At 30.4% G+C, this 25022-nt stretch carries 30 protein-coding genes; 12 read left to right on the forward strand and 18 right to left on the reverse strand.

Annotated features, from left to right (window positions below; genetic code table 11):
* Positions 1-134 precede the first annotated feature (134 nt).
* The 3 genes from msrA to OLM55_RS06895 are packed head-to-tail and all read left to right on the forward strand — an operon-like array spanning position 135 to position 1805.
* The gene (gene msrA / locus OLM55_RS06885) at positions 135-776 is read left to right on the forward strand and encodes a peptide-methionine (S)-S-oxide reductase MsrA (RefSeq protein ID WP_413614306.1); all 642 of its coding nucleotides are present in this window, start codon (positions 135-137) and stop codon (positions 774-776) included.
* A gap of 12 nt (positions 777-788) precedes the next feature.
* A complete protein-coding gene (folE, locus tag OLM55_RS06890) occupies positions 789-1457 on the forward strand; it encodes a GTP cyclohydrolase I FolE (protein WP_264558177.1) in 669 nt (222 codons plus the stop codon).
* A 51-nt stretch (positions 1458-1508) separates the two neighbouring features.
* Positions 1509-1805 carry a hypothetical protein gene (locus tag OLM55_RS06895; protein WP_264558178.1) on the forward strand — a complete coding sequence of 99 codons (297 nt, stop codon included), beginning with the start codon at positions 1509-1511 and terminating at the stop codon, positions 1803-1805.
* 18 nt (positions 1806-1823) lie between these two features.
* On the opposite strand, the gene OLM55_RS06900 is transcribed toward OLM55_RS06895, so the two are convergent.
* The 6 genes from OLM55_RS06900 to OLM55_RS06925 all read right to left on the reverse strand — a co-directional run bounded on the left by OLM55_RS06900 (position 1824) and on the right by OLM55_RS06925 (position 6607).
* On the reverse strand, positions 1824-2150 hold the full coding sequence (locus tag OLM55_RS06900; protein WP_264558179.1) for a DUF6787 family protein: 327 nt from the start codon (positions 2148-2150) through the stop codon (positions 1824-1826).
* Positions 2151-2152: 2 nt separating this feature from the next.
* Positions 2153-2584: a DUF6146 family protein gene (locus OLM55_RS06905; protein ID WP_264558180.1), complete on the reverse strand. Its 432-nt coding sequence runs from the start codon at positions 2582-2584 to the stop codon at positions 2153-2155.
* 84 nt (positions 2585-2668) lie between these two features.
* Positions 2669-3286 (reverse strand): DUF937 domain-containing protein, encoded by a 618-nt coding sequence (locus OLM55_RS06910; RefSeq protein ID WP_264558181.1) that lies wholly within the window; start codon positions 3284-3286, stop codon positions 2669-2671.
* A 47-nt stretch (positions 3287-3333) separates the two neighbouring features.
* Complete coding sequence (locus OLM55_RS06915) at positions 3334-4290, reverse strand: D-2-hydroxyacid dehydrogenase (protein ID WP_264558182.1); 957 nt, start codon at positions 4288-4290, stop codon at positions 3334-3336.
* A gap of 42 nt (positions 4291-4332) precedes the next feature.
* On the reverse strand, positions 4333-5403 hold the full coding sequence (serC, locus tag OLM55_RS06920) for a 3-phosphoserine/phosphohydroxythreonine transaminase (RefSeq protein ID WP_264558183.1): 1071 nt from the start codon (positions 5401-5403) through the stop codon (positions 4333-4335).
* Positions 5404-5548: 145 nt separating this feature from the next.
* A complete protein-coding gene (locus tag OLM55_RS06925; RefSeq protein ID WP_264558184.1) occupies positions 5549-6607 on the reverse strand; it encodes an acyl-CoA reductase in 1059 nt (352 codons plus the stop codon).
* Positions 6608-6745: 138 nt separating this feature from the next.
* Between OLM55_RS06925 and OLM55_RS06930 the strand changes: the two genes are divergently transcribed.
* Together OLM55_RS06930 and ychF are read left to right on the forward strand one after the other, a co-directional pair.
* The gene (locus OLM55_RS06930; RefSeq protein ID WP_264558185.1) at positions 6746-7096 is read left to right on the forward strand and encodes a 4Fe-4S dicluster domain-containing protein; all 351 of its coding nucleotides are present in this window, start codon (positions 6746-6748) and stop codon (positions 7094-7096) included.
* A 115-nt stretch (positions 7097-7211) separates the two neighbouring features.
* Positions 7212-8306 carry a redox-regulated ATPase YchF gene (gene ychF, locus OLM55_RS06935; RefSeq protein WP_264558186.1) on the forward strand — a complete coding sequence of 365 codons (1095 nt, stop codon included), beginning with the start codon at positions 7212-7214 and terminating at the stop codon, positions 8304-8306.
* A 152-nt stretch (positions 8307-8458) separates the two neighbouring features.
* On the opposite strand, the gene OLM55_RS06940 is transcribed toward ychF, so the two are convergent.
* Complete coding sequence (locus OLM55_RS06940; RefSeq protein ID WP_264558187.1) at positions 8459-9028, reverse strand: hypothetical protein; 570 nt, start codon at positions 9026-9028, stop codon at positions 8459-8461.
* A gap of 97 nt (positions 9029-9125) precedes the next feature.
* Between OLM55_RS06940 and OLM55_RS06945 the strand changes: the two genes are divergently transcribed.
* Positions 9126-10052 carry a helix-turn-helix domain-containing protein gene (locus tag OLM55_RS06945; RefSeq protein WP_264558188.1) on the forward strand — a complete coding sequence of 309 codons (927 nt, stop codon included), beginning with the start codon at positions 9126-9128 and terminating at the stop codon, positions 10050-10052.
* A gap of 48 nt (positions 10053-10100) precedes the next feature.
* On the forward strand, positions 10101-10784 hold the full coding sequence (locus OLM55_RS06950) for a TIGR02117 family protein (protein ID WP_264558189.1): 684 nt from the start codon (positions 10101-10103) through the stop codon (positions 10782-10784).
* Between the two features lie 40 nt (positions 10785-10824).
* Here OLM55_RS06950 and OLM55_RS06955 read toward each other — a convergent pair whose 3' ends face one another.
* Entirely contained in the window at positions 10825-11592 is a 768-nt protein-coding gene (locus tag OLM55_RS06955) for an HNH endonuclease (RefSeq protein ID WP_264558190.1), read from the reverse strand.
* 231 nt (positions 11593-11823) lie between these two features.
* Between OLM55_RS06955 and OLM55_RS06960 the strand changes: the two genes are divergently transcribed.
* Entirely contained in the window at positions 11824-13680 is a 1857-nt protein-coding gene (locus tag OLM55_RS06960; protein WP_264558191.1) for a DNA topoisomerase IV subunit B, read from the forward strand.
* A gap of 72 nt (positions 13681-13752) precedes the next feature.
* Positions 13753-16449 carry a DNA gyrase/topoisomerase IV subunit A gene (locus OLM55_RS06965; protein WP_264558192.1) on the forward strand — a complete coding sequence of 899 codons (2697 nt, stop codon included), beginning with the start codon at positions 13753-13755 and terminating at the stop codon, positions 16447-16449.
* A 50-nt stretch (positions 16450-16499) separates the two neighbouring features.
* On the opposite strand, the gene OLM55_RS06970 is transcribed toward OLM55_RS06965, so the two are convergent.
* The 8 genes from OLM55_RS06970 to OLM55_RS07005 form a co-directional block, all read right to left on the reverse strand.
* On the reverse strand, positions 16500-17273 hold the full coding sequence (locus tag OLM55_RS06970) for a TerC family protein (protein WP_264558193.1): 774 nt from the start codon (positions 17271-17273) through the stop codon (positions 16500-16502).
* Positions 17274-17409: 136 nt separating this feature from the next.
* Positions 17410-17799: a DNA topoisomerase IV gene (locus tag OLM55_RS06975; RefSeq protein WP_264558194.1), complete on the reverse strand. Its 390-nt coding sequence runs from the start codon at positions 17797-17799 to the stop codon at positions 17410-17412.
* Between the two features lie 23 nt (positions 17800-17822).
* Entirely contained in the window at positions 17823-18398 is a 576-nt protein-coding gene (locus OLM55_RS06980; protein WP_264558195.1) for a DUF1572 domain-containing protein, read from the reverse strand.
* Positions 18385-18612: a DUF6095 family protein gene (locus OLM55_RS06985; RefSeq protein ID WP_264558196.1), complete on the reverse strand. Its 228-nt coding sequence runs from the start codon at positions 18610-18612 to the stop codon at positions 18385-18387. The genes OLM55_RS06980 and OLM55_RS06985 overlap by 14 nt, the downstream gene beginning before the upstream one ends.
* Positions 18612-19076, reverse strand: a complete 465-nt coding sequence (locus OLM55_RS06990; RefSeq protein ID WP_264558197.1) for a hypothetical protein — start codon at positions 19074-19076, stop codon at positions 18612-18614. The genes OLM55_RS06985 and OLM55_RS06990 overlap by 1 nt, the downstream gene beginning before the upstream one ends.
* 20 nt (positions 19077-19096) lie before the next feature.
* A complete protein-coding gene (gene murQ / locus OLM55_RS06995) occupies positions 19097-19909 on the reverse strand; it encodes an N-acetylmuramic acid 6-phosphate etherase (protein WP_264558198.1) in 813 nt (270 codons plus the stop codon).
* Between the two features lie 168 nt (positions 19910-20077).
* Positions 20078-20788: a ZIP family metal transporter gene (locus OLM55_RS07000; RefSeq protein ID WP_264558199.1), complete on the reverse strand. Its 711-nt coding sequence runs from the start codon at positions 20786-20788 to the stop codon at positions 20078-20080.
* Positions 20788-21552, reverse strand: coding sequence for an SAM-dependent methyltransferase (locus OLM55_RS07005; protein WP_264558200.1), 765 nt, complete (start codon positions 21550-21552; stop codon positions 20788-20790). The genes OLM55_RS07000 and OLM55_RS07005 overlap by 1 nt, the downstream gene beginning before the upstream one ends.
* 143 nt (positions 21553-21695) lie before the next feature.
* Between OLM55_RS07005 and OLM55_RS07010 the strand changes: the two genes are divergently transcribed.
* From OLM55_RS07010 to OLM55_RS07020, 3 genes are all read left to right on the forward strand, one after another.
* The gene (locus OLM55_RS07010) at positions 21696-22862 is read left to right on the forward strand and encodes a THUMP domain-containing class I SAM-dependent RNA methyltransferase (RefSeq protein WP_264558201.1); all 1167 of its coding nucleotides are present in this window, start codon (positions 21696-21698) and stop codon (positions 22860-22862) included.
* Positions 22863-22867: 5 nt separating this feature from the next.
* Complete coding sequence (locus OLM55_RS07015) at positions 22868-23101, forward strand: hypothetical protein (protein ID WP_264558202.1); 234 nt, start codon at positions 22868-22870, stop codon at positions 23099-23101.
* A gap of 74 nt (positions 23102-23175) precedes the next feature.
* The gene (locus tag OLM55_RS07020; RefSeq protein ID WP_264558203.1) at positions 23176-23802 is read left to right on the forward strand and encodes a hypothetical protein; all 627 of its coding nucleotides are present in this window, start codon (positions 23176-23178) and stop codon (positions 23800-23802) included.
* Positions 23803-23855: 53 nt separating this feature from the next.
* Here the strand turns inward: OLM55_RS07020 and OLM55_RS07025 are convergent, their stop codons facing one another.
* Together OLM55_RS07025 and OLM55_RS07030 are read right to left on the reverse strand one after the other, a co-directional pair.
* Positions 23856-24545 (reverse strand): DUF6048 family protein, encoded by a 690-nt coding sequence (locus tag OLM55_RS07025; RefSeq protein ID WP_264558204.1) that lies wholly within the window; start codon positions 24543-24545, stop codon positions 23856-23858.
* Positions 24517-25020, reverse strand: coding sequence for a DUF6452 family protein (locus OLM55_RS07030; RefSeq protein WP_264558205.1), 504 nt, complete (start codon positions 25018-25020; stop codon positions 24517-24519). Before OLM55_RS07030 ends, OLM55_RS07025 begins: the two co-directional genes overlap by 29 nt.
* Positions 25021-25022 lie beyond the last annotated feature (2 nt).

Raw genomic sequence — 25022 nt, forward strand, 5'->3', positions numbered from 1 at the left:
TGTACAAAGAAACTATTTTTTTTTTCTATTCTAAATCTATTCTGATATTTATTTACGTATATAAATTATAAATTTTAGTTAAACATGTTGTTTTGTTTAATTAAATACATACATTTGTTAAACAAAATAATATTATGAAAAATTTATTAGTTGCATTTTTGTTCGTTTTTCAATCGTGTCAATCGCAAGAAAAGAAAACTGAAATTAAAGAATTTAAAGAACCAGTTAAAATGAATGTAGAGAATAATATGGAAGTTGCCACTTTTGCTGGCGGATGTTTTTGGTGTACAGAAGCTGTTTTTACAGAATTAAAAGGTGTTGAAAAAGTGATTTCAGGCTATACTGGAGGAATGATTAAAAACCCTTCATATAAAGAGATTTGTACAGGAACAACTGGTCATGCCGAAGCTATACAAATTATTTTTGACCCAAAAGAAATTGCTTTTGAAGATTTGTTAGAAGTATTTTTTGGAACTCATGATCCAACGACATTAAACCGTCAAGGCGCAGATGTAGGAACGCAATACAGAAGTGAAATTTTTTATCATTCACAGGAACAAAAAGATAAAGCAGAAGATTATATAAAATTCATTGAAAACGAAAAATTATATAATAAGCCTATTGTTACTAAAGTTTCATCGGCAGTTGTGTTTTATGAAGCGGAAGAATATCACCAAGATTATTATGCTGAAAATAGTCAGCAAGGTTATTGTCAGATGGTGATTGTGCCAAAATTGGAAAAATTAAGAAAATATTACAAATCGAAACTTAAATAGAGGAAAATTGCTATGAAAACTACTATTGAAAACGAAATATTTGAAATTATAGGCGACAATCACCAAATGACATCTGCTGAAACTCCAATGAGAGCTGATGCCTTTGTTAAATCCGATGAAGAGAAAATGAAAGTTATTTCAAAACACTTTGAAGTAATTATGAACGAATTAGGGCTTGATTTAACAGATGATAGTTTGCGTGGAACTCCACATAGAGTTGCTAAAATGTTTGTTCAAGAAATATTTTCGGGTTTAAACCCAATGAATAAACCTAAAATATCAGTATTTGATAATTCATATCAATACAATAAAATGCTTGTTGAAGCTAATATAAGTTTTAATTCAACTTGTGAACATCATTTCTTACCTATAGTTGGTAAAGCTCATGTGGGTTACATATCATCGGGTAAAGTAATTGGATTGTCAAAACTGAATAGAATTGTTGATTATTACGCTAAGAGACCACAAGTTCAAGAAAGAATGATTATGCAAATTTTCAATGAATTAAAAACAGTTCTTGAAACGGAAGATGTAATGGTTGTAATTGAAGCAAAACATTTGTGCGTTTCTAGTAGAGGAATTAAAGATGAATCTAGTTTTACTTCAACCTTGCAGTATGGCGGTGCTTTTACTGATAAGGCATTTAGAGAAGATTTCTATAAATTAATTGGTAAAGAATAAGGATTGGCACTCATTTTGATTATTAAGTAGTAATAAAAGTTATGCATTACTATGAAAACCATTTTACAAAAAAGTGAACATAAGAAACAATCAAATAAATTTACAAAATTATATTTAGGTATTCTTTTCGATTTAATAGGAATGATTTCTTATGCAATTCCTTTATACGCAGAGACTATTGATTTAATTTGGGCGCCAATTTCAGGAATATTATTAATGAAAATGTATCAAGGTACAACAGGTAAAGTTGCGGGTATAATTGGTTTTATTGAAGAAGTATTTCCATTTATAGATATTATTCCTACGTTTACCTTGACTTGGTTGTATACTTATGTTTATAAAAAATAAAAAGCTCCAGTTGGAGCTTTATTTTTTTAGTTTATTGTCGAAAAAATCTGCAATAAAGCCAAGTTTCATTCTATAAAGCATTTTCTTTTCAAATTCCCAAAAGAATTTAAATTCTCCAAATACAAAACCAACAAAGACTAATAAAACTTGATAAATTGGAAAAATCAATAATAATCTTAAAACACGATACAACCAATGTGGTTCAAATGTTTCTGGAATACCTATTAAGTTTAAAAATGGTTTAGCTAATTGTAATGAACTAAATCCAGTAATTGCAAATACTATTAATATTTTTGTTAATTGCCAGTTGCTTGTTATGTTCCAGCGTTCTTTTAATTTATTCATTATTATCTTCTTGCAGGAAAAAATCCTAATTTTTGATTGTTTTTTAATTGAAAGTAAACCAAATAATTATATAACATATAATTTACTTCATATCCATAATTAACACTGCTTTCATAGTTAATAGGTAATTCATATAAGTTTGAATACTGCGAAGGAAAGTTTGCTCTTTGATTCCATTCTTGCACCCAAACTCTATTTCTTGCTTCTAAGTAAGACTGCGTGTAAAAATTTCTTGGTTTAGCAGAAGTATTAATCCAAGAAGAAAACCCTGCATCTATAATTATTATTTCGTATTCTAATTCTTCATTTGCAATTCTAATAGTGTCGGATTCTATCAGATTAGAATCTTTTTTTAATTCCACATCATTTTGCTGGCTTTTACAAGAAAATAAAAGACCAAATAAACTTAAGAGGATGATTATATATGTTTTCATTATATAATAAAAATAGAATTATAAAGATATTAAAAAGCACCGACATAGTCAGTGCTTTTAATATTTTATTACGAATTATATAAACTATTTTTTTCCAAAAAGTCCGCCTAGTAAACCTCCAAGACCACCTTTTTTCTTTCCGCTTAATGCAGACATTGCGTCACTAACATCAAGTTTACCATCTCCATTTTGATCTAATACAGATGTTAACATTGAATTTCCACCAGCACCTCCTAATAGTCCTCCTAACATTCCGCTTAAGTCAGAACCATTAGAAACTCCTTTACTTTTTGTTTGTTTACCTAAATATCCCATGACAATAGGAGCAAGCATAGGTAATATTTTAGAAATAATACTAGAGTCTACACCAGTTTTAGAACTCAATCCTTGAACCATTGTGTCTTGATTTCCTCCTAAAACATGTCCTAATATTTTTGAACCATCAGAGAAATCTCCACCATTTAAAAATCCGCCAAGGTTGTCTAAAATGCTTCCATCGTGTTTTCCGCTTGTTAATGCACTTAATAATCCTGAAGCACCTTCAGCAGAGCTTAGGTTATTTTGCATAGCCCCCATAAGAGCAGGTAATCCGGATGAAACAACTTTAGACGCTTGTGAAGCATCAATTCCTGTTTTTTGAGAAATTGAACTTACAAGTTCCTTACCCATATCGCTGTTTAATAAATCTGTAATTCCTGACATAATTTTGTTTTAAAATTTAAGTTAAATCATAAAGTTACAAAAAAATATTAACTATTTTTAAGTAAACTTATAATTTGCTCTGCAAGTTCTGTGCCAATTCTGTCTTGAGCCTCAATAGTGGCAGCACCAATATGTGGAGTTAATGATATTTTTGGATTCATTAATATTTTAATTTCAGGAGTTGGTTCGTTTTCAAAAACATCTAAACCAGCAAATAAAACTTTTCCTTCGTCTAGAGCTTCTACAAGAGCTACTTCATCTATAACACCACCGCGAGCTGCATTAACTATTCCAACATCTTCTTTCATGAGTTTTAATTCATCTCTTCCAATAACATAGCCGTCTTGAGCTGGTACATGCAAAGTAATAAAATCAGAATGTCTAAATAAATCTTCTAACGGTTCAGTTATAATATCTACATTAATGAATTGGCCATTATAAAAGTCAACTCTAATTACTGCTTGTCCAACATATTTATCAGAAGCAATTACTTTCATTCCTAAACCAAGAGCAATTTTTGCTACAGCTTGACCAATTCTTCCAAAACCAATAATCCCCAATGTTTTTCCTCTTAATTCTAAGCCATTTGCATAAGCTTTCTTTAAACCATTAAAATTGGTATCACCTTCAAGAGGCATGTTCCTGTTAGAATCATGTAAAAAACGAACTCCAGAAAATAAATGAGCGAAAACCAATTCTGCAACTGATTCAGAAGAAGAAGCTGGTGTGTTGATTACATGTATCCCTTTACTACGAGCATAATCTACATCAATATTATCCATTCCTACACCACCACGACCAATAATTTTTAATCCTGGGCAATTATCTATAATGTCTTGTCTTACTTTAGTAGCGCTTCTAACTAATAATACACTGATTGAATGTGTATTTATATAATTTGCAACTTGTTCTTGTGCTACTTTAGAGGTAATAACTTCAAATCCTCCTTTTTCTAAAGCTTTAATTCCGCTTTTAGAAATACCATCGTTTGCTAAAACTTTCATTTTTATATTTTTTGCTAGTTACCATTTACCAGTAACTAATTACTATATTTCATTTTCTAATTCTTTCATTACATTTACTAAAACCTGAACACTTTCAATAGGCAAAGCATTGTACATTGAAGCTCTATAGCCACCTACAGAACGATGTCCGTTTATACCAGATATTCCAGCTGCTTTCCACATTTTATCAAATGTTTCTTTATGATTTTCATCCGCAAGTAAAAAAGTAGCATTCATTATAGAACGATCTTCTTTATTAGCAGCTCCTTTAAATAGTGGATTTCTATCAATTTCCGTATAAAGTAAAGCTGCTTTTGCTTCATTTTCTTTTTCAATTACCGCAATTCCACCTTTAGATTTTAACCATTGTAAAGTTAGTAATGATGTATAAACTGCGAATACAGGTGGCGTATTATACATGCTTTCTTTAGCAATATGTTGTTGGTAATTTAAAATATTTGGAATATTTCTTCCTGTTTTTCCAAGAACTTCTTCTTTGATTACTACTAAAGTAACTCCTGCTGGTCCCATATTTTTTTGAGCTCCAGCATAAATGATATCAAATTTTGAAAAATCTAAACTACGTGAAAAAATATCAGAACTCATATCGCAAACAACAGGAACTGAAGTTTGTGGGAATGATTTCATTTGTGTACCAAAAATAGTATTGTTTGAGGTACAGTGAAAATAATTTGCATCAGATGGAATAGTGTATTCTTTTGGAATAAAAGTATAATTTGCCTCTTTAGAAGAGCCTACGACAATAGTTTCTCCAAACGCTTTAGCTTCTTTAATAGCGCTATTTGCCCATGTTCCAGAATCTAAATAAGCCGCTTTTCCATTTTCTTGCATTAAGTTTTGTGGAACTCTTAAGAATTCTAAACTTGCTCCCCCTTGTAAGAATAAAGCTTGGTATCCTTTTCCTTCTAGACCTAAAAGTTCTAAAGCTAAATTTCTAGCTTCTTCCATAACGGCAACGAAATCAGCGCTTCTGTGAGAAATTTCTAAAATAGATAACCCAGAATTGTTGAAATTTAAAACTGCTTGTGCAGCTTTTTCAAATACTTCTTGTGGTAAAATGCAAGGACCTGCGCTATAGTTGTGTTTTTTCATTTTTTTTAAATAAATTGTAGTGGGTTGTTTAAAGGTGTAAATTTCGTAAAAAATGTGTAAAAAACGTGTGATAATATTGTAATAATAATTTGATTTTATTAATAAAAGTGTTTTTTTTAACACTTTTATTTCAATAATCTTTAATTTAAAGATTGATTAAAAAATTCAAAGTATCGATATTATCAGCATAATCCCAAAGTTGAGGTTTTTGTGTTTGTCCAAATGAAATACTATTTTCAATTAAGTTATTAGAAACTATGCATTGAATTTGTTCTGATTCTTTTTCTAAACGACTTTTTACATCTTCAATGTTATCGTAAAATTCATAAAAAACACTTGAAATAGGAGATGAATAACTTGTGTCCTCTTTTAAAGTTAAGAATTCATTATCTAAAAGTTTGTATAAACTCATTAAGAAAACGGCTTTATTGTAGTCGTAGTTATTAGCGTATTTTTCATAAAAAATAACATCTTTATATTTAAAAATAGATTCAAAAAAATGTTTAAAATCATATCCTTTTGGAACAAATAATTTTGATACATTTCTACAACCTAAACCAAAATACCTAAAAATGTCTTCTCCTAGATTTTCTAAATCTTCAGAAGTTTCATTACCATTTAAAACAGCTACTGAATTTCTGTTTTTTCTTATAATATTGGGCTTACTTTTAAAATAATATTCAAAATAACGGGAAGTATTATTACTTCCGGTAGCAATAACAGCGTCAAAATCTTCTAGTTTACCTTCAATAAAAGTTATTTTTCCTTTTAATCTTTCGTCAATAGAAATTAAATATTGGGCTAAAAATTGTATTAAATGTTGATCGTTTGAAGATGTTTTTACTAAAACATTATGTCCAGTTATTAAAACCGACAAAAAATCATGAAAACCAACTAAAGGTATATTTCCAGCTAATATTAATCCAACATTTTTATTTGAATTTTCTTTAAAAGTATAATTGCTTAACCATTTGTTTAAATTCTCTTCTTTTAAGGCTTCCGACCAAGAATGAATAGAGAAATAAACTTGTTCTGGTGTAAACCAACCGTTATGAGACTGAGATAGTTCAATTAGTTTTACAAATTCATCAAAATATAGAGTATTGTTTTTTACATTGGGTTTTGCTTCATTTTTTTCTAAAGAAAACTGACTTAAAAACTTCCCTAATTCAATAAAACAATTTTTAATTTCAATTTGTAACATTTGTTATTTGTATATATGTGGTTTACATTGTAATTTTGCACAAATATAGTGAGTGAAAAAGCATTAGCCAAAAGTTTATGTTGTAAGGTGTATAACTTTTAAACAATTAAACTTTTAAACAATTAAACTTTTAAAGAAATGGCAATAATTATAACAGATGAATGTATAAATTGTGGCGCTTGTGAGCCAGAATGTCCGAACACTGCAATATACGAAGGTGCAGACGATTGGAGGTATAAAGATGGTACAAAATTAAGTGGTAAAATTATTTTACCAGATGGTACTGAAGTTGATTCAGATGCTGCCCAAACGCCTATTTCTGATGATGTGTATTATATTGTTCCTGGAAAATGTACAGAATGTAAAGGTTTTCATGAAGAACCACAATGTGCAGCAGTTTGTCCTGTTGATTGTTGTATTCCTGATGATAATCATGTAGAAAGCGAAGAAACGCTTTTAAACAGACAGGCATTTTTACATAACGAATAATAATAAGCTCCTCAAATTAGAGGAGTTTTTTAGTCTAATAAACTTTGCATCTTAGCACTTTGTTACTCAATAACTTTTAAGCTATATTTGCACACTTTTAAAAAATACATTCACAATGAAAGCAGGAATTGTAGGATTACCAAATGTTGGAAAATCAACTTTATTTAATTGTTTGTCAAATGCTAAAGCACAAAGCGCAAACTTCCCTTTTTGTACAATTGAACCAAATATAGGTGTAGTAAACGTACCAGACCCAAGAATTAATCGTTTGGAAGAATTGGTAAAACCAGAAAGAGTTCAAATGGCAACTGTTGATATTGTTGATATTGCAGGTTTAGTAAAAGGAGCAAGTAAAGGGGAAGGATTAGGAAATCAATTCTTAGGAAACATTAGAGAATGTAATGCAATTATTCACGTTTTACGTTGTTTTGATAACGACAATATTGTGCATGTAGATGGAAATGTAAATCCTATTCGCGATAAAGAAACAATCGACATCGAATTGCAATTAAAAGACTTAGAAACAGTTGAAAAACGTTTAGAAAAAACAAAAAAAGCAGCTAAAACCGGTAATAAAGAAGCGCAAGTTGAAACTGCTTTATTAGAAAGAATAAGAACTGCACTTTTAGAAGCAAAATCTGCAAGAACGGTTACGCCACAAAACAACGACGAAGAAGAGTTAATGACTGGTTTTCAATTAATTACAAATAAACCGGTTTTGTATGTATGTAATGTTGATGAAAACTCTGCAGTTTCAGGGAATAAGTATGTTGAGCAAGTAAAAGAATTGGTAAAAGACGAAAATGCTGAGGTAATCATTTTATCAGTAGGAGCAGAGGCTGATATTACTGAATTGGAAAGTTACGAAGAAAGACAAGTGTTTTTAGAAGACATGGGATTAACTGAACCAGGTTCGGCAGTGTTAATTCGTGCAGCCTATAAATTATTAAACTTACAAACGTATTTTACAGCTGGAGTAAAAGAAGTAAGAGCTTGGACTATTAATGTTGGAGATACTGCGCCACAAGCAGCAGGAGTTATTCATACCGACTTTGAAAAAGGATTTATTCGTGCAGAAGTTATTGCGTTTGAAGATTATTCAAACTACGGAACTGAAGCTAAAGTAAAAGAAGCAGGTAAATTAAGAGTAGAAGGGAAAGAATACATCGTAAAAGATGGAGATGTAATGCATTTCCGTTTTAACGTATAGATACTATAGCTGTCACACTGAGCTTGTCGAAGTGAGGTAAAATTAAAAAAAAACCTGTAAAGAAATTTACAGGTTTTTTTGTGTATTCAAAGTAACGATTGTCATTTCGACACAGGAGAAATCTCATAATTTATTTTTAAACTTGAACTTTATTAACACTTGTCAATTTCAAATTTCATTACACCATTTTTGTATTGAATAAAAACAGGTATTTTTTCTAAAGTACAGCGAGGTTCAATGGTAAATTGAATATAACCTCTAACTTCAAAATCTTCAGTAGTTGTAATTTGAATTCTTTGTTTATAAGACATGTCAACTCCTACCCAATTCGTCAAACCTTTGTCATTTGTACTAGAATTAAACTTTTTATTAGATAGAGGTGTTTCAACGAGGTTCTTATTTAAGATAAATGACTCATTGTTGTTTATAAAAAAAGTGAATTTACCTTTAAGATCTCTTTTAGCATTTGGAGAAGCATAATACGCATCGTTGTAAAGAAGCATTTGTATGTCTAAATCATAAAAATCATTACTTAGTTTGTGTATGTCGAGTTTTATGTCATAAGGTTGAGTTGGTAAATTTGGACCATAAACAGATTGCGTACTAATTTCTGATTTTGGAAGTTGAGCAAAATTACTTTCAATATTAGATTCAGTTTTTAAACGATCTATTTTACAACTTAGAAAGATTAATATACAAAGAGAAAGGATTAATTTTTTCATTTTTATGTTTTTTAGATATTGAAATTTTGTAACAGAGTAAAATTACAATTTGCTCAATGTTAAAGTGTCAAAAAAGTGTCAAAAAAATGTCAAAAAAATGTCAATACTTGTAAAATGTTATGAAATTGTATGTTATTTGCAAATAATTATGAATTACTATATCAAATATCTATTTAAAGTTTTACTCATTTTAGGACTGTTTTCTTGTATGTTTTCTTGTTCTACGGAATCTACTGAGGATTCTTCTGGACTTGTAAAAGTGGCATTACGCAATGTTGGACATCATTTATTATTAATTAATCATGATTCTGTGTCGGTTGTAAAACCCGTAAAGAAATTAGACGAATTAAAATATCAATTATCATTTGAACAACAATTAATCATTAATCCAGATAGTTTAATAACTCTTGTAAAAAACAGCTTTCAAAAAGCAAATTTGCCACAACATTATTTGGTTGAAGTAATTCAGTGTAAAGATTACGAAGTAGCTTATAGTTACCAAATGAATCAAAATACAGAAAAAGGGATAATTCCTTGTAAAGGAAGACCGTTAAATAAAGCCTGCTACTTTATTAATGTTCAATTTACAAAAAGTATAAAGGTAAAAAAAACCGATTCTTATTCTTGGTTGATATATGTTTTATTGTTTGGAATTTTAGGAGTTATGTTGCTTTTTTATTTCAAACGAAAAGCTAAAATTGTTTCTTCAGATGAATATTCAGAAAATTATGCAACAATTGGGAAATATAAGTTTTATCCTGAACAAAATATACTGATAAAAGAAGGTGTTAAAATAAGTCTCTCAAAGAAAGAATGTGAATTGTTGGCCATTTTTATTTCAAAACCTAACCAAATTATTAAAAGAGACGAGTTGTCTAAAAAAGTTTGGGAAGATAACGGTGTATTTGTAGGAAGAAGCCTCGATACGTATATTTCAAAACTTAGATTGAAATTAAAATATGATGAATCTGTTAAAATTATAAATATTCATGGAGTTGGGTATAAATTAGAGATTAGTAATTAAGTTTTTTTGGTTCAATATTTGATGCATTCTAATTAAATACATATTTCAATGAAAAAACTAAAAAATACCTTTAAGGTTTTACTAAAATCAGTTTTAGGAATTATTGCTTTTTTATTGGTTTATGCGTTAGTAATAGTCATAATGTCGGTAATAACAGTAAATGACAATGTTGTTGAAAACAATAAAAACATTCCAATTTACATACTTTCAAATGGGGTACATACAGATATTGTAGTTCCGTTAAAAAACGAAATAAAAGATTGGTCTCAAGACATTTCATATCTAAACACTAAGGCAAAAGATTCTACACGACAAAATTTAGCCTTTGGATGGGGCGATAGAGGTTTTTATTTAGACACACCCACTTGGGCAGATTTAAAAGTTTCAACAGCATTAAATGCTATTACGGGTTTAAGTTCGTCGGCAATGCACATAACATTTTATGGTCATTTAAAAGAAGATGAGTTTTGTAAACAAATACTGATTTCCAAAACGCAATATGAAAGCCTTATTGCTTATTTTGAAAGCAGTTTTCAGTTGAATGAATTAGGGAAAATTCAGCAAATTGGTACGCATTCTTATGGCAAACACGATATTTTTTATGAAGCTAAAGGAAGTTATAATTTGTTTTATACCTGTAACACATGGGCAAATCAAGCTTTAAAATCGGCAAAACAAAAATCAGCACTTTGGACTGTTTTTGATAAAGGAATTTTTTGGCATTATGAGTAAATTGATAAAATTGTTGAAAACGGTTGTTAGTAGTAGTCATTTAAAATGTTGGAACAAAATCATCAGGAATTTTTACTGTCAATTTTTCGTTTTTAATTGATTCAGGTTTTATCTCTGGATTAAATGCCACAATCATTGCTACCTTGTAATTCTCTTTTGGATTATTTAAAAACTTATATTCTCGAATTAAGTCTTTACCAAAAAAGCGTATTCCGGATTCATTAAATTTATTTATCTGCTTTATATGGTCAATTAAATATTTTGTTTTGTCCGCAATCTCTATATCTGAATATATGTCTGATAAATCTCTTAGATTATCGAAAAATTCGCTTACTTCAATAGACAAATTTGTATCAGTTATTGAACTTGAGTCAAAGAAGTGAAAATGAGTATTTTTTATTATTATATCTAATTGTACATGATTTTTTATCTCATCTAGAATTTCTAAATTATTAGTACTTCTTAAATATTCTTGTAAATCTTTTTCGATTGCATTTTCAATCCATTTTTCATGATTTTTTTTGAGATTTACCAATATCTCATATGTGAACGTTTCAGGAAAATCATCAATTAATTTATGGTCATTTGCGCAAAGTAAAATTAGATTACTGTTATCATCATAATCGCTCAATTTTGTGACTTTTCCTCTTGGGCCATTTTCTTTTGAAGAAATAATGTGACATTCTTCACCTACAATAAAATTCGCATCAGTAATATCAAATTTCTGTACCAAATGTTTTTTGCAAATAGCACATCTGTTTCCAGATTTGGACCATAATATCTTTCGAGTTTTGACTTTTATTGACATATGTTTCTGATGGTTACTGCTAACTTGTTTATATATTTCACAAACAAACGCTTATAATCATTTGTAAGTATTTACAACAAATATAACTAAAAAATAAAGAGTCTTTTCTCTATCTTCTTTTTTCTTTCATCTTAACTTAAAACTCTTAAAAACTTGTCAATAACTTCTTTATAACAGGCTTTCATTTTTTATGTAATTCCTTTATATTAGCACAAAATCCGAAAACTGTTTATGTTAGAGCAAAATCAATATACCGAAGACAATATACGTTCGCTCGATTGGAAAGAGCACATCCGTATGCGTCCCGGAATGTACATTGGAAAGTTAGGAGACGGTTCGTCACCAGATGATGGTATTTATATTCTTCTTAAAGAAGTTATGGATAACTGTATCGATGAATTCGTTATGGGAGCTGGTAAAACTATTGAAGTAACCATAAAAGAAAAAATGGTTACCGTTCGCGATTATGGTCGTGGAATTCCATTAGGTAAAGTGGTCGATGTAGTTTCTAAAATGAATACCGGTGGTAAGTACGACTCTAAAGCCTTCAAAAAATCGGTAGGATTAAATGGAGTAGGTACAAAAGCCGTAAACGCACTTTCTAATTACTTTCGTGTAGAATCGGTTCGTGATAACCAACAAAAAGCAGCCGAATTTTCAGCAGGTAATTTAACCTTAGATGAAGAAGTTACAGAAACTACAAAACGTAAAGGAACAAAGGTTTCTTTCATTGCCGATGAATTAATTTTTAAAAATTATAAGTATCGTAATGAGTACATCATTAAAATGCTTAAAAATTACTGTTACTTAAATCGTGGTTTAACGATTGTTTATAACGGTGAGAAATATGTTTCAGAAAACGGATTAAAAGATTTACTAGACGAAAACATTTCGGAAGAAGATATGGTTTACCCAATTATTCATCTTGAAGGGGATGATATTGAAGTAGCCATTACGCATAGTAAAACGCAATACTCAGAAGAATACCATTCTTTTGTAAACGGACAAAACACTACTCAAGGTGGAACGCATTTAAGTGCTTTTCGTGAAGCAATTGTAAAAGCAATTAAAGAATTTTACAATAAGAATTTTGAAGCTTCAGATATTCGTAAATCGATAGTTTCTGCAGTTTCGGTTAAGGTTGAAGAACCTGTTTTTGAATCGCAAACCAAAACCAAATTAGGTTCTACCGATATTGGTCCAGATGGTCCAACGGTTCGAACTTTCGTAAATGACTTTATCAAAGTAAAACTCGACAATTTCTTGCATAAAAATCCTGAAGTTGCCGAAGCTTTACAACGTAAAATTTTACAAGCAGAGCGCGAACGTAAAGAATTATCTGGCATTCGTAAGTTGGCTAAAGATAGAGCGAAGAAAGCTAATTTACATAACAAAAAATTACGCGATTGCCGTGTACATTTAACAGATGCCAAAAATCCAAGAAGTTTGGAAAGCACACTTTTTATTACCGAGGGAGATTCAGCTTCGGGTTCAATTACTAAAAGTCGTGATGTAAATACACAAGCGGTTTTTAGTTTACGTGGTAAGCCTTTAAATTCGTACGGAATGTCTAAAAAGATTGTGTACGAAAACGAAGAATTCAACTTATTGCAAGCGGCGCTTAACATTGAAGAAGATATGGGCGATTTGCGTTACAATAATATCGTTATCGCAACAGATGCCGATGTCGATGGAATGCACATTCGTTTGTTATTGATTACGTTTTTCTTGCAATTTTTTCCAGAGTTAATCAAAGACGGACATTTGTATATTTTACAAACGCCATTGTTCCGTGTACGAAATAAAAAGGAAACCATTTATTGTTATAGTGATGAAGAGCGAGTAAATGCTATTGAAAAACTAAAACCAAAACCAGAAATTACTCGATTTAAAGGACTTGGAGAAATTTCACCCGATGAATTTAAGTTTTTCATTGGCGAAGATATTCGATTAGATCCTGTAATGTTAGATAAAGGAACAACGATTGAAAAATTATTGGAATTCTATATGGGTAAAAATACACCCGACAGACAAGAGTTCATCATCAATAATTTGAAAGTGGAATTAGATGTAATTGATAAAGAGTAGTTCACAGCTTACAGTTTTAAGTGTACAGTTTTCTGTCAATTTGTAACTGTTAACCGTAAACCAAAAAAATAAATGAACGAAGACGAAGAAAACATAAACCCTGAAGAGCAAGACGATAATTCAATTGAATCAAATTCAAATGAAGGTTTTGATGATATAAAAACATCAGGACATCATTTTTACGAGAATAACGAAAACCCAGAAGATACCATTACAAAAGTAACCGGTATGTACAAAGAATGGTTTTTGGATTATGCTTCTTATGTAATCCTAGAAAGAGCAGTTCCGGCAATTGAAGATGGTTTTAAACCGGTTCAACGTCGTATTATGCATTCCATGAAAGAGTTAGACGATGGTCGTTACAACAAAGTAGCAAATATCGTAGGTCACACTATGCAGTATCATCCTCATGGTGATGCGAGTATTGGTGATGCAATGGTGCAAATAGGTCAAAAAGACTTATTGATTGATATGCAAGGTAACTGGGGAAATATCCTTACGGGAGATTCTGCTGCTGCTTCTCGTTATATTGAAGCACGTATTTCTAAGTTAGGTCACGATATTTTATATTCTCCTAAAATTACCGAATGGGGAACTTCATACGATGGTCGTCGTGCAGAACCTATTAATTTACCAGTTAAATTTCCATTGCTTTTAGCACAAGGAGCGGAAGGTATTGCAGTAGGTTTGTCTACCAAAGTACTGCCACACAATTTCAACGAACTTATAGACAGTTCTATAAAAATATTAAAAGGAAAGCCTTTTACTTTATATCCTGATTTTCCAACGGCTGGTATTGCAGATGTTTCGAACTATAACGATGGTTTACGAGGCGGACGTGTGCGTGTTCGTGCTAAAATAAGTCAGTTAGACAAATCGACTTTAGTCATAACTCAAATTCCGTTTTCTACCAATACATCAACTTTGATTGATAGTATTTTGAAAGCAAATGATAAAGGAAAAATTAAAGTCAAAAAAATTGAAGACAATACAGCTGCAGAGGTTGAAATTTTAATTCATTTGCCTTCTGGTGTTTCGCCAGATAAAACAATTGATGCATTATATGCTTTTACGGCTTGTGAAACTTCGGTTGCGCCTTTAGGTTGTGTGATTGAAAACAACAAACCGTTGTTTATTGGGGTTTCTGATATGTTGAAAATTTCGACCAATAGAACGGTTGATTTACTAAAACGCGAATTAGAAATTCAGTTAGACGAATTAGAAAACAAATGGCATTTCTCTACTTTAGAAAAGATTTTTATTAGAGAAGAAATGTACATCGACTTCAAATTATATTCAGATAGAGAAAGTCTTTATGAATATTTATACAAGAAATTTGAACCGTTTAGAAAGTCATTAGTTCGTGATATTCATGATGATGATTTACAAAAACTGACGCAAATACCAATGATTCGTATTACGCGTTTCGATTCTGATAAAGCAGACGACGCTATTGCGAAGTTGGAAGCTGAAATGGAACGAATTAAACACGATTTAGCACATATTATTGATTTCGCTATTGCCTTTTTTACCACTTTAAAAGAAAAGTACGGAAAAGGAAGAGAGCGCCAAACCGAATTGAGAAGTTTTGATACGATTGAAGCTACAAAAGTAGCGTTGCGTAATACAAAACTGTATATGAATAGGGAAGAAGGTTTCATAGGTACCGGATTGAAAAAAGATGAATACGTTGCCGATTGTTCAGATATTGATGACGTAATTGTTTTCCTTCGTGATGGGCGAATGGTTATTACTAAAGTTGACGATAAGAAATTCATTGGTAAAGACATTATTCACGTTGCAATTTTCGATAAAAACGATAAACGTACCATTTATAATGTTATTTATCGCGATGGAAAATCGGGTGCTTCGTTTGTAAAACGTTTCAATGTTTCGAGTATTACGCGTGATAAAGAATATCATTTAACACAAGAGAAACCTAGTTCACAAATTTTATATTTCTCTTCTAATCCAAATGGAGAAGCTGAGGTAGTTACCATTTTATTACGACAAGTAGGAAGCGTGAAGAAGTTGAAATGGGATATGGATTTTTCTGAAATTTTAATTAAAGGTAGAAGTTCAAAAGGAAATACAGTTTCTAAATATCCAATTAAGAAAATTGATTTAAAAGAAAAAGGAATTTCAACATTGAGACCACGAAAAATTTGGTTTGATGATACCGTTCAACGTTTGAATACTGACGGTAGAGGTGAATTGTTGGGCGAGTTTAAACCAAATGATAGATTGTTGATTATAAATCAATCTGGGAAGTTGAAAACTATAATTCCTGAGCTTACAACGCATTTCGATGAAGATATGATTGTTTTGGAAAAATGGAAACCTAGTAAGCCAATTTCTGCTATTTATTTTGACGGAGAAAAAGAACGTTATTACGTGAAGCGTTTCTTGGTTGAAAATGAAAACAAAGAAGAAATTTTTATATCAGAACATGAAAAATCGCAATTAGAAATTGTTTCTACAGATTGGTTACCAATGGCTGAGGTTGTTTTTGCTAAAGTAAAAGGAGAGCAAAAAGAAACTATTCAAGTAAATTTGGAAGATTTTATAGCTGTAAAAGGAATAAAAGCATTGGGTAACCAATTAACTACTGATAAAGTAAAACAAATAAATTTATTAGAGCCTTTACCGTTTGAAGAACCAAAAGAGCTAGAACCAGAAAAAATGGAAGTTACGGATGAAGAATCAGTCTCAGATGATATAAAAACGGACTTAGAAGATGATGGTCAAATAGGTTTGAGTTTTGAGTAATAAAAAATCCCAATCATTAGATTGGGATTTTTTTATGTATTATATTTTATTTATTTTTTTCTTCTCATTTTCATGTTTAAAAATTCTACAGCAAGTGAAAATGCAATAGCAAAGTACAAATAGCCTTTTGGAACAGCTCCTACATGTTGCCCGGCAAGTTGAGAATTAGATAAGTGCATACTTTCAGTAATTAACATAAATCCAATTAAGATTAAGAAAGCCAATCCTAAAATTTGAATAGAAGGGTTTGCATTTACGAATTTTCCAACTGGAACTGCAAATAACATCATAATTCCTACAGAGATTACAACAGCTGTAATCATAATAATTAATGCGCCTTCAATACCATTTGTCATACCAACAGCAGTTAATATACTATCTACAGAAAATATTATGTCAATCATTAGTATTTGAAATAATACATTTCCAAAAGAAGCTGAAGTGCTTCTTGTTTCCATTTCTTTTTCTTCCTCATCAGGATGATCTACTTTTTCATGAATTTCTTTAGTGCTCTTATAAATTAAGAATAATCCACCTACTAAAAGGATTATAGCTTGTCCGGTAAAGTCAGCACTAAAAAATCCCCAATCAACAGAGAAAAAAGGTTCTTTCATGGCAATTAATAAAGTAACACCAAATAATAATGCAATACGCATAAACATGGCTAAGAATAAACCTATTTGTGTTGCTTTTTTTCTTTTTTCTTCAGGTAATTTACCCGTTACAATTGAAATAAATATGATATTATCAATACCTAAAACAATTTCTAAAAAAGTTAATGTTAAAAGTGCAATCCAAGCATTTGGGTCTAAGAAAATTTCCATTTTTTAAATTAGGTTATTTGTTTGATTTTTTTATTTTACAATTATCAATTATCAATTATCAATTATCAATTATCAATTATCAATTATCAATTATCAATTATCAATTATCAATTATCAATTATCAATTATCAATATATCAAAGTTTTGTTACAGTTCCTTTTTGTTTATTAGTATCTCCTACATAATTATACTCAAAAACATAAGTGTTTTCTTTTGTTGTTAAGATTTTCATTGAAACTGCTTTACGTTCGGCCATATTTTTTGGGTTGCTATTTTTCATAACATACTCACAATCATTAATCCATCTAATTTCAAATGTGTCAATTGTTCCGTCATATGTTTCAATTTGAATAGAATCATTACGCTCAAAAGTTGAAGTATGTTTTACTCCATCAATTGTAATTTCTGATTCAAATTTACCTGTTTTGAAGTCTTTACAATTTCGCTCTTGTTGGTAACAAGAAGTCATTAATAAAAGGGTAATTAATACTAAGGAATTCGTTAAGGTTTTTTTTATGAAGAACATAATTTGTTTTAAAATTGATCTTGTTATTGTAGTTTCTTTAATTCATCATCTGTAAAATGCTTGTTGGTTTTTTCTTTTGAAAATTTATCAGCATTGTACTCGTTTGATTTGTTTTTTGGAATTGATAAACTATTCCATTCCGTTTTTTTAAGCATTTTAGCGTAAAAAACAATTTGACCTATATGATAAGGATAATGAGCAAGCTGTCTATTTATAGCGTCTAAAGCGGTTTGCCCTTCGTTTCGAATGTAAATAATTTGTGATAGTTGCTCTGGTTTTAATTCGTTAATTGCGTTAAAAAAACAATCCCAACCTTTGTTCCAATTATTCAAAAGTTCTTCTTTAGTCATGGTAGGGTTTTCAAACTCAGCATCGCGAGTGCGCCATTCTTTTTCTCCATCAGAAGTAAGAAAATCTGTCCAGCGAGATAACATATTTCCTACCATATGATTCATAATAGTAGCAATAGAATTTGTGTCTTCATTTACTGAAATGAATAATTGTTCTGCTTCTAATTGCTCAATGGCTTTTTCAGCTACTGTTTTGTAATACAGCATTTGCTTTTTTACACTAACTAAATAAATATTACTTGTTTCCATCAAACAAACTTTTCATGATTAAATTGATTCCTTTAAACATGCAAAAAATAGCCGCAGCACAAAGAAAAATACCTAACCCTAAAATAAAAGGATATAAAGGGTTTTCTTTATTTTTAAAGGAACTATTAATTACTACTGGTCCCATAAACAAAAGAGGTAAAGCTCCTGATAAAAACTGAATTCCTTTAAGTAATATTTTTTTATTTGTTGGCATTAAAAAGTAATATTTAACCCTATTCCGTTTTGATTGGTGATAAAGTTCATGTTGAAATTATAACCTAATGTTTTTGCTTTAGGCTCTAATCCGTTATTGTACATTTCAATACTTTCTGTTCTCATTTTATTTTTACCAGACATAATTGGAATTGAAACTGCAACAAGCCCAATACCAGTATAGGTTAAAACAGATGGATAAGTTTCATCAGAAACTGCACCTTTAACTGCGTCTGCAACACATAAAGCAATACCACTACCTATTAAAACGCCACCCCAAGTTTCTTTTCTTTTTGCTTTGTTAAATAAGTTTAGCGCAGCTGGATTTGCAGCTAAAACAGTTTTTATTTCATGTTTGTAAACGTGAATTCCGTCTACATAGTATTTTTTGTTTTCAGTTGATATTTCTTGTGAAAAAAGTAAACTTGTAAATAATAATCCAAAAGTTAAAATTAATGCTTTCATAGTTTAATAGTTTTGTGGTTTTATGTTTTATAATTTAATATTGCATTTCTAACGCTTCCGTATTTTTTTAATAATATTCCTCCCATTTCATAGGTAACCGGAATTTCTTCCATAATCATTTTAATTCCTCGGTCAACTAATTTGTCGTTGCTCAATTGCATGTCGACCATTTTATTGCCTTTTACTTTACCTAGTTGAATCATGGTTGCTGTTGAAAGCATATTAAGTACAAGTTTTTGTGCTGTTCCTGCTTTCATTCGGCTACTACCAGTTACAAATTCTGGACCCACAACAACTTCAATTGGAAATTGAGCGACTTTAGCTAACGGACTTCCTTCATTGCAAGTAATACAACCAGTAATAATATTGTTTTCGTTGCATTTTTTTAATCCACCTATAACATAAGGAGTTGTTCCTGATGCAGCAATACCTACAACAACATCTTTATTTGTAATTAAACATGATTCTAAATCAATCCAAGCTTGTTCAGTATTGTCTTCTGCATTTTCAACTGCTCTACGAATAGCTTCGTCACCGCCAGCAATTAAACCAATTACCGTGTCAAAAGCAACACCAAACGTAGGTGGACATTCTGAAGCATCAACAACACCAAGCCTTCCCGATGTTCCAGCGCCTATATAAAATAGTCTACCTCCTTGTTTCATTTTAGTTACAATTTGAGTAACCAATTTTTCTATTTGTGGTAAGGCTTTTTCAACTGCAAAAGGAACCGTTTTATCTTCCTTATTAATGTTTTGTAACAACTCATTGACCGACATTTTTTCTAAATGTTGGTAATTGGAAGCTTGTTCGGTTGTCTTGGTAAAATCCATTTTAGTATTGAGTAACAAAGTAGCTAAGTTACAAAGTTTTTTGATTTAAGTAATGATGATTTATCAATTTTGATTTAATAATACTTTCTTTTGCGTTAGGGATAGAGGCAAGCACCGTGTGCAGCCGAAAGCCCGACCGAAATGAAATGGAGGAAACGCCCAAGAAATCTATATAAAATAAGCCATTACAATTCCTAAAACTATAACTGTAAGTTTGGCTAAATTGAATTTATGACCTTCACTACTTTCAAAAATTATAGTTGATGAAATGTGGAATAAAATACCAATAACGATTCCTGAAATTTGTGCATAATATTCTTTTAAAAAGGGTAAACTTTCAGATAAAATAGTTCCTAATGGTGTCATGAATGCAAAAACAATCATAAAAAAGAAAATGGCTTTTTTGTTTAGCATTGCATTACTAAAGAACGTTGTTAAAATAATTGCAATAGGGAAGTGGTGTATTGCAATTCCATAAGCTAAATGATTATGATTGCTAATTGGCATTCCTTCTAAAAGTGCGTGTAAACACAAGCTGAAAAACAATAACCACGGAATAGTTTCCATTTTATCATGGCCGTGAACGTGTCCGTGTTCAGCTCCTTTTGAGAAATATTCTAAAATGATTTGGAACACAATTCCAATCATAATATAAATGCCTATTGCACTTGAATGATGATGATGGTGCTCAGCCTCATGGTGTAAGTCGGCCTCATATACTTCAGGTAATAAATGCATTACTGTAAGAGACAATAAAAAAGCACCACTGAAGGCTAATAGTAATTTTAAATTCTTTTTGCTTTTTGGACGAAAGAAAATTGCAATAACGTAACCTAAAATTACGGATAATAAAGGAAGTATATATATTGAATTGATCATTATTTGAAAATCATTATTAAACGTTCTGATTGATTTTTGTAGAATGTTCTTAATTTATAATCGCCAAAAACATCTAAAAGAAAAATACCTGCTTCTTCCATCATGGCTTCAAAATCAGCCAATCGAAGCGCTTGAACTTTTTCGGTAAAGTGAAATTTTTCTCCTTTGTCTTCAAAATCTATTTCTTTAAATATATGATTGTCTTTTACATATCTTTTGATATGGAAATCAATTCCTTCAACTGTTTTAATTTCTGATGGAACCAAATTGTCAATTACAAAATCCACATTCATAAAATCAATCACTGCAAAACCATATTCGGTAAGGCTTTCTTTGATTGAAATTAAGGTTTTAAGATTATCTGCATCGTTTTCAAAGTAACCAAAACTGGTAAAAAGATTAAAGATTGCATCGTATTTTTCTTCAAAAGAATCGCGCATATCGTGCACTTTAAAATGTAAAGTGTCATTTGCATCTTTTGAAGCTTCTTTGATGCTATTTTCAGATAAATCAGAACCAGTTACATCAAAACCGAGCGAATTTAAATAAATAGAATGTCGACCTTTACCACAAGCTAAATCTAATATTTTAGCTTCTTCAGGTAAATTTAAATAATGAGTAAGGTTGTCCATAAACTGTTGCGCCTCTTCATAATCTCTATCTTTATATAGAATATGGTAATAAGGTGTATCAAACCATGAAGCAAACCAACTATTTGATTGTTGATTGTTAATTTCAGATTGTTGATTGTTGATTGTTGACATTAAGTTACTCTTCAAATTGATTTAAGTTGCAAATTTAGTGTATTTTTGCACTTTAATTCCAATTTTTAGGCTTTTAGATTTTGGTTTTAAGAACATTTTACACTTTTGCAATTGGTTTTTGCAATTGAAATTGAATTTTGAAGATGGAAAATTTTAAAATGGTTGCCAAAACCTTATTTGGATTTGAAGAATTATTAGCGAAAGAATTAACACAACTTGGTGCTCAAAAAGTAGAACAAGGAGTTCGTGTAGTTACTTTTATGGGAGACAAAGGTTTTATGTACAAGGCAAATTTAGGATTGCGTACTGCTTTAAAAATATTAAAACCCATTAAAACATTTAAAGCTGTTAACGATGTAGCTTTGTATAAAGGAATTCAATCGATTGACTGGTCTGATTATTTTTCGGCACACCAATCGTTTTTAATTGATACTACTTTACATTCAGATCATTTTAACCATAGTCAATACGTTGCTTTAAAATCGAAAGACGCTATTGTAGACCAGTTTAGAGATAATCAAGGAAAAAGACCAAGTGTAGATAAAGATTTTCCAGATTTAAGAATTCATGTACATATAGATAGAGATCAAGTTACAGTTTCATTAGATACATCGGGTGAATCTTTACACAGAAGAGGTTATAAAACAGCTACAAATATTGCTCCAATTAATGAAGTTTTAGCAGCAGGTATGCTGATGCTTTCTGGTTGGGATGGAACTTCTCATTTTATTGATCCAATGTGTGGTAGTGGAACTATTTTGGCTGAAGCAGCAATGATTGCTTGTAATATTCCAGCAAATATTAATAGAAAAGAATTCGCTTTTGAAAAATGGAATGATTGGGACAGTCAATTATTTGATAATATTTTAGAATCATTATTGAAAAAAACACGCGAGTTTCATTATAGTATTACAGGTTATGATAAAGCACCAAGTGCTGTTTCTAAGGCAAAGGATAATATAGAAAATGCTAATTTGGCAGAATACATTACTATAAAACAAGCCAACTTTTTTGAAACGGAAAAAGAAACAGACGGACCTTTACATATGGTTTTCAATCCACCTTACGGAGAACGTTTAGATATTGATATGGAGCGTTTTTACAGAGAAATTGGTGATACTTTAAAACAAGGTTATTCTGATACTAATGCTTGGTTTATTACAGCAAATTTAGATGCATTGAAGTTTGTAGGATTGCGTCCTTCAAGAAAAATTAAACTTTTCAACGGTAAGTTAGAAGCTCGTTTAGTTAAATATGAAATGTATGCTGGTAGTAAAAAAGGAAAGTATATGAACAATGATGAAGATTAAAAGATATGAGTAAGACAACTAAAGCCCTTTTATATAACTTTTTAGGATTTACAGGGATTTATGTGCCAACGTATTTATTAGTTATGAATTTCACCAATTTAGTTGGTTTATGGATTGCTGGAACAGCATTTATGATTTCATTACTAATTGCTCCAAAATACCAAGCAGTTAAAACGAATGAAGGCGAAAAACTATTTGTAAAATGGTTGTTTATAAAAGGAGTCAAGGAAGTGAAATAAAATTTTTCTTAAAACATTATGTTTTTTTAACATTTTTTTTGTAACTTTAATAGTATAACTATAAAACAAATATAATGAAAAAATTTTTAAAAAACTCAACTAAAATTATTGCTTTAGTTATTGCTTCTTTTTTCATCACAAGTTGTGATGGTGAAGACGGTAAAGACGGAGAAGGTTTCTCTGAATTAACAAAGTACGGTTCAATTTCTATGTCTTTAGATGGAACAAGACCTGATGGTTTACCATTTACGAATTCTGAAGTCTTTAAATTTACTTCAGTTGCTTATGTTGATGATTATAACTCAATGTATAGAAGTGGAGATGATTTAGATTTTTATGTAGCTCGTTTTTTAAGTGCGCCAGATGATACTTACCAAGAAACGTATGTGGAGTTTGAATTAAATGTTACAGATGCAGGTTTGCCAACAGAAACTGTAACATTACATGATTTTGATATACAAGAATATGCTGTAATTTCAGATGATTATACTTATTTTTTATTGAATGATTATTTCAGATTATATGATCCTGTAACTTACGGAATAAGTAATGTGTCAGTTACAAATTATAGTTTTAATGATACTACAAATAGATTGAGATTTGATTATTCTTTTGTGGTGAATGGAAGTAATAATGATTCTGATAATGAACTTACTATTACAGGAACAGTTGATGTTAATGTTTTAGAAGATATTGATTAAGTATCAGTTTAAGTTTTTAAAAAGAGTCTAAATTAAGATTTAGGCTCTTTTTTTTATTTCTTCTTATAAATAGGAATCATGTAACTTAATGTATAGTTGAAACCTGCTCCAAATTTTCCATCATAGGTTCTATTAAAACCTGGAATGTATAAATTATCAAAATTATCAGGTTTTTTGTTTGAAACTAAGTAATTTATTCGAACAGAAAAACCTAAATAAAAATTATTTACAATTTTTGCTTTAACACCACCTACAACTTCTAGCCAACTTGCTGTTAGTCCATTAAAATTTTCGCCAGAAACAATTGTGTTTTCTCCATAATAATTTGTTGAATCATAAATAGTATACGTGTTTAAAGTCTGGCTAAAACTACTAATTCCAAATCGCATACCTGCATAAATCATGTTTTCCATGTCTAACCAGTTTTCATAAGCATTATAATCAAAACCAACTTTAAAATATGTTCCTTTTGAAGTAAAGTTAAACCTATCGTCATCAGTTGTTTTATCTTCATTACCTAATTCTCCAGCGATATAGAATTTTTTAGATATTCTGTAATCACCCACAATTTCTAAGCCTTGATAATCTTTATCATAAAACGATTTAGATAATCGATGTAAATCAATACCAACACGCAAACCATATCGTTGAGCAATCTTTGTTGTGTCTTTTGTTTGAGCATTTCCAATTATTGAAAACAATACAATAAAAAGACTAAAAGTATATTTTAATATGTGTTTCATTTTCGTTTTCAATAGAAGGTTGTTCAATAGTTATACTTTGTATCCAATTATCAGCATCAGTTGTTAAAACAACTCCAGTTGTAGCGTCAAGTGTGAAGTTAGTTTTGTAACCGCAAGCTCTTGATACATATATTTCTTGACGTGTATAGTTGAAAATTATTTCATCTATATTATCATTTCCTGTATCAGTATCACTACCATTTTCAATAAATTGAAGTGTTGTTGTGTCGTTTGTAGTTTTTAATGGTGCTGTAGCTATACTAACTCCATTAAAGCCAAAACCATCTGTAAAACCAGGAGCAATAATCCCTAAATTAGTAACGGTTTTTAACTCAGTTGGGTCTGAAGCATCGTAAAATTCAATTACAACTCTTGGAGTAGTTGGAGTGCTGTCTGAACAAATATCATCTTTTTCGCAATTCCAAAATGAAAAAGCAAATAGAGTTATGAATGTAAGAATGAAATATTTTTTCATAT

The organism is Flavobacterium sp. N2270 (assembly GCF_025947225.1).
In the GTDB taxonomy this organism is placed as follows: domain Bacteria; phylum Bacteroidota; class Bacteroidia; order Flavobacteriales; family Flavobacteriaceae; genus Flavobacterium.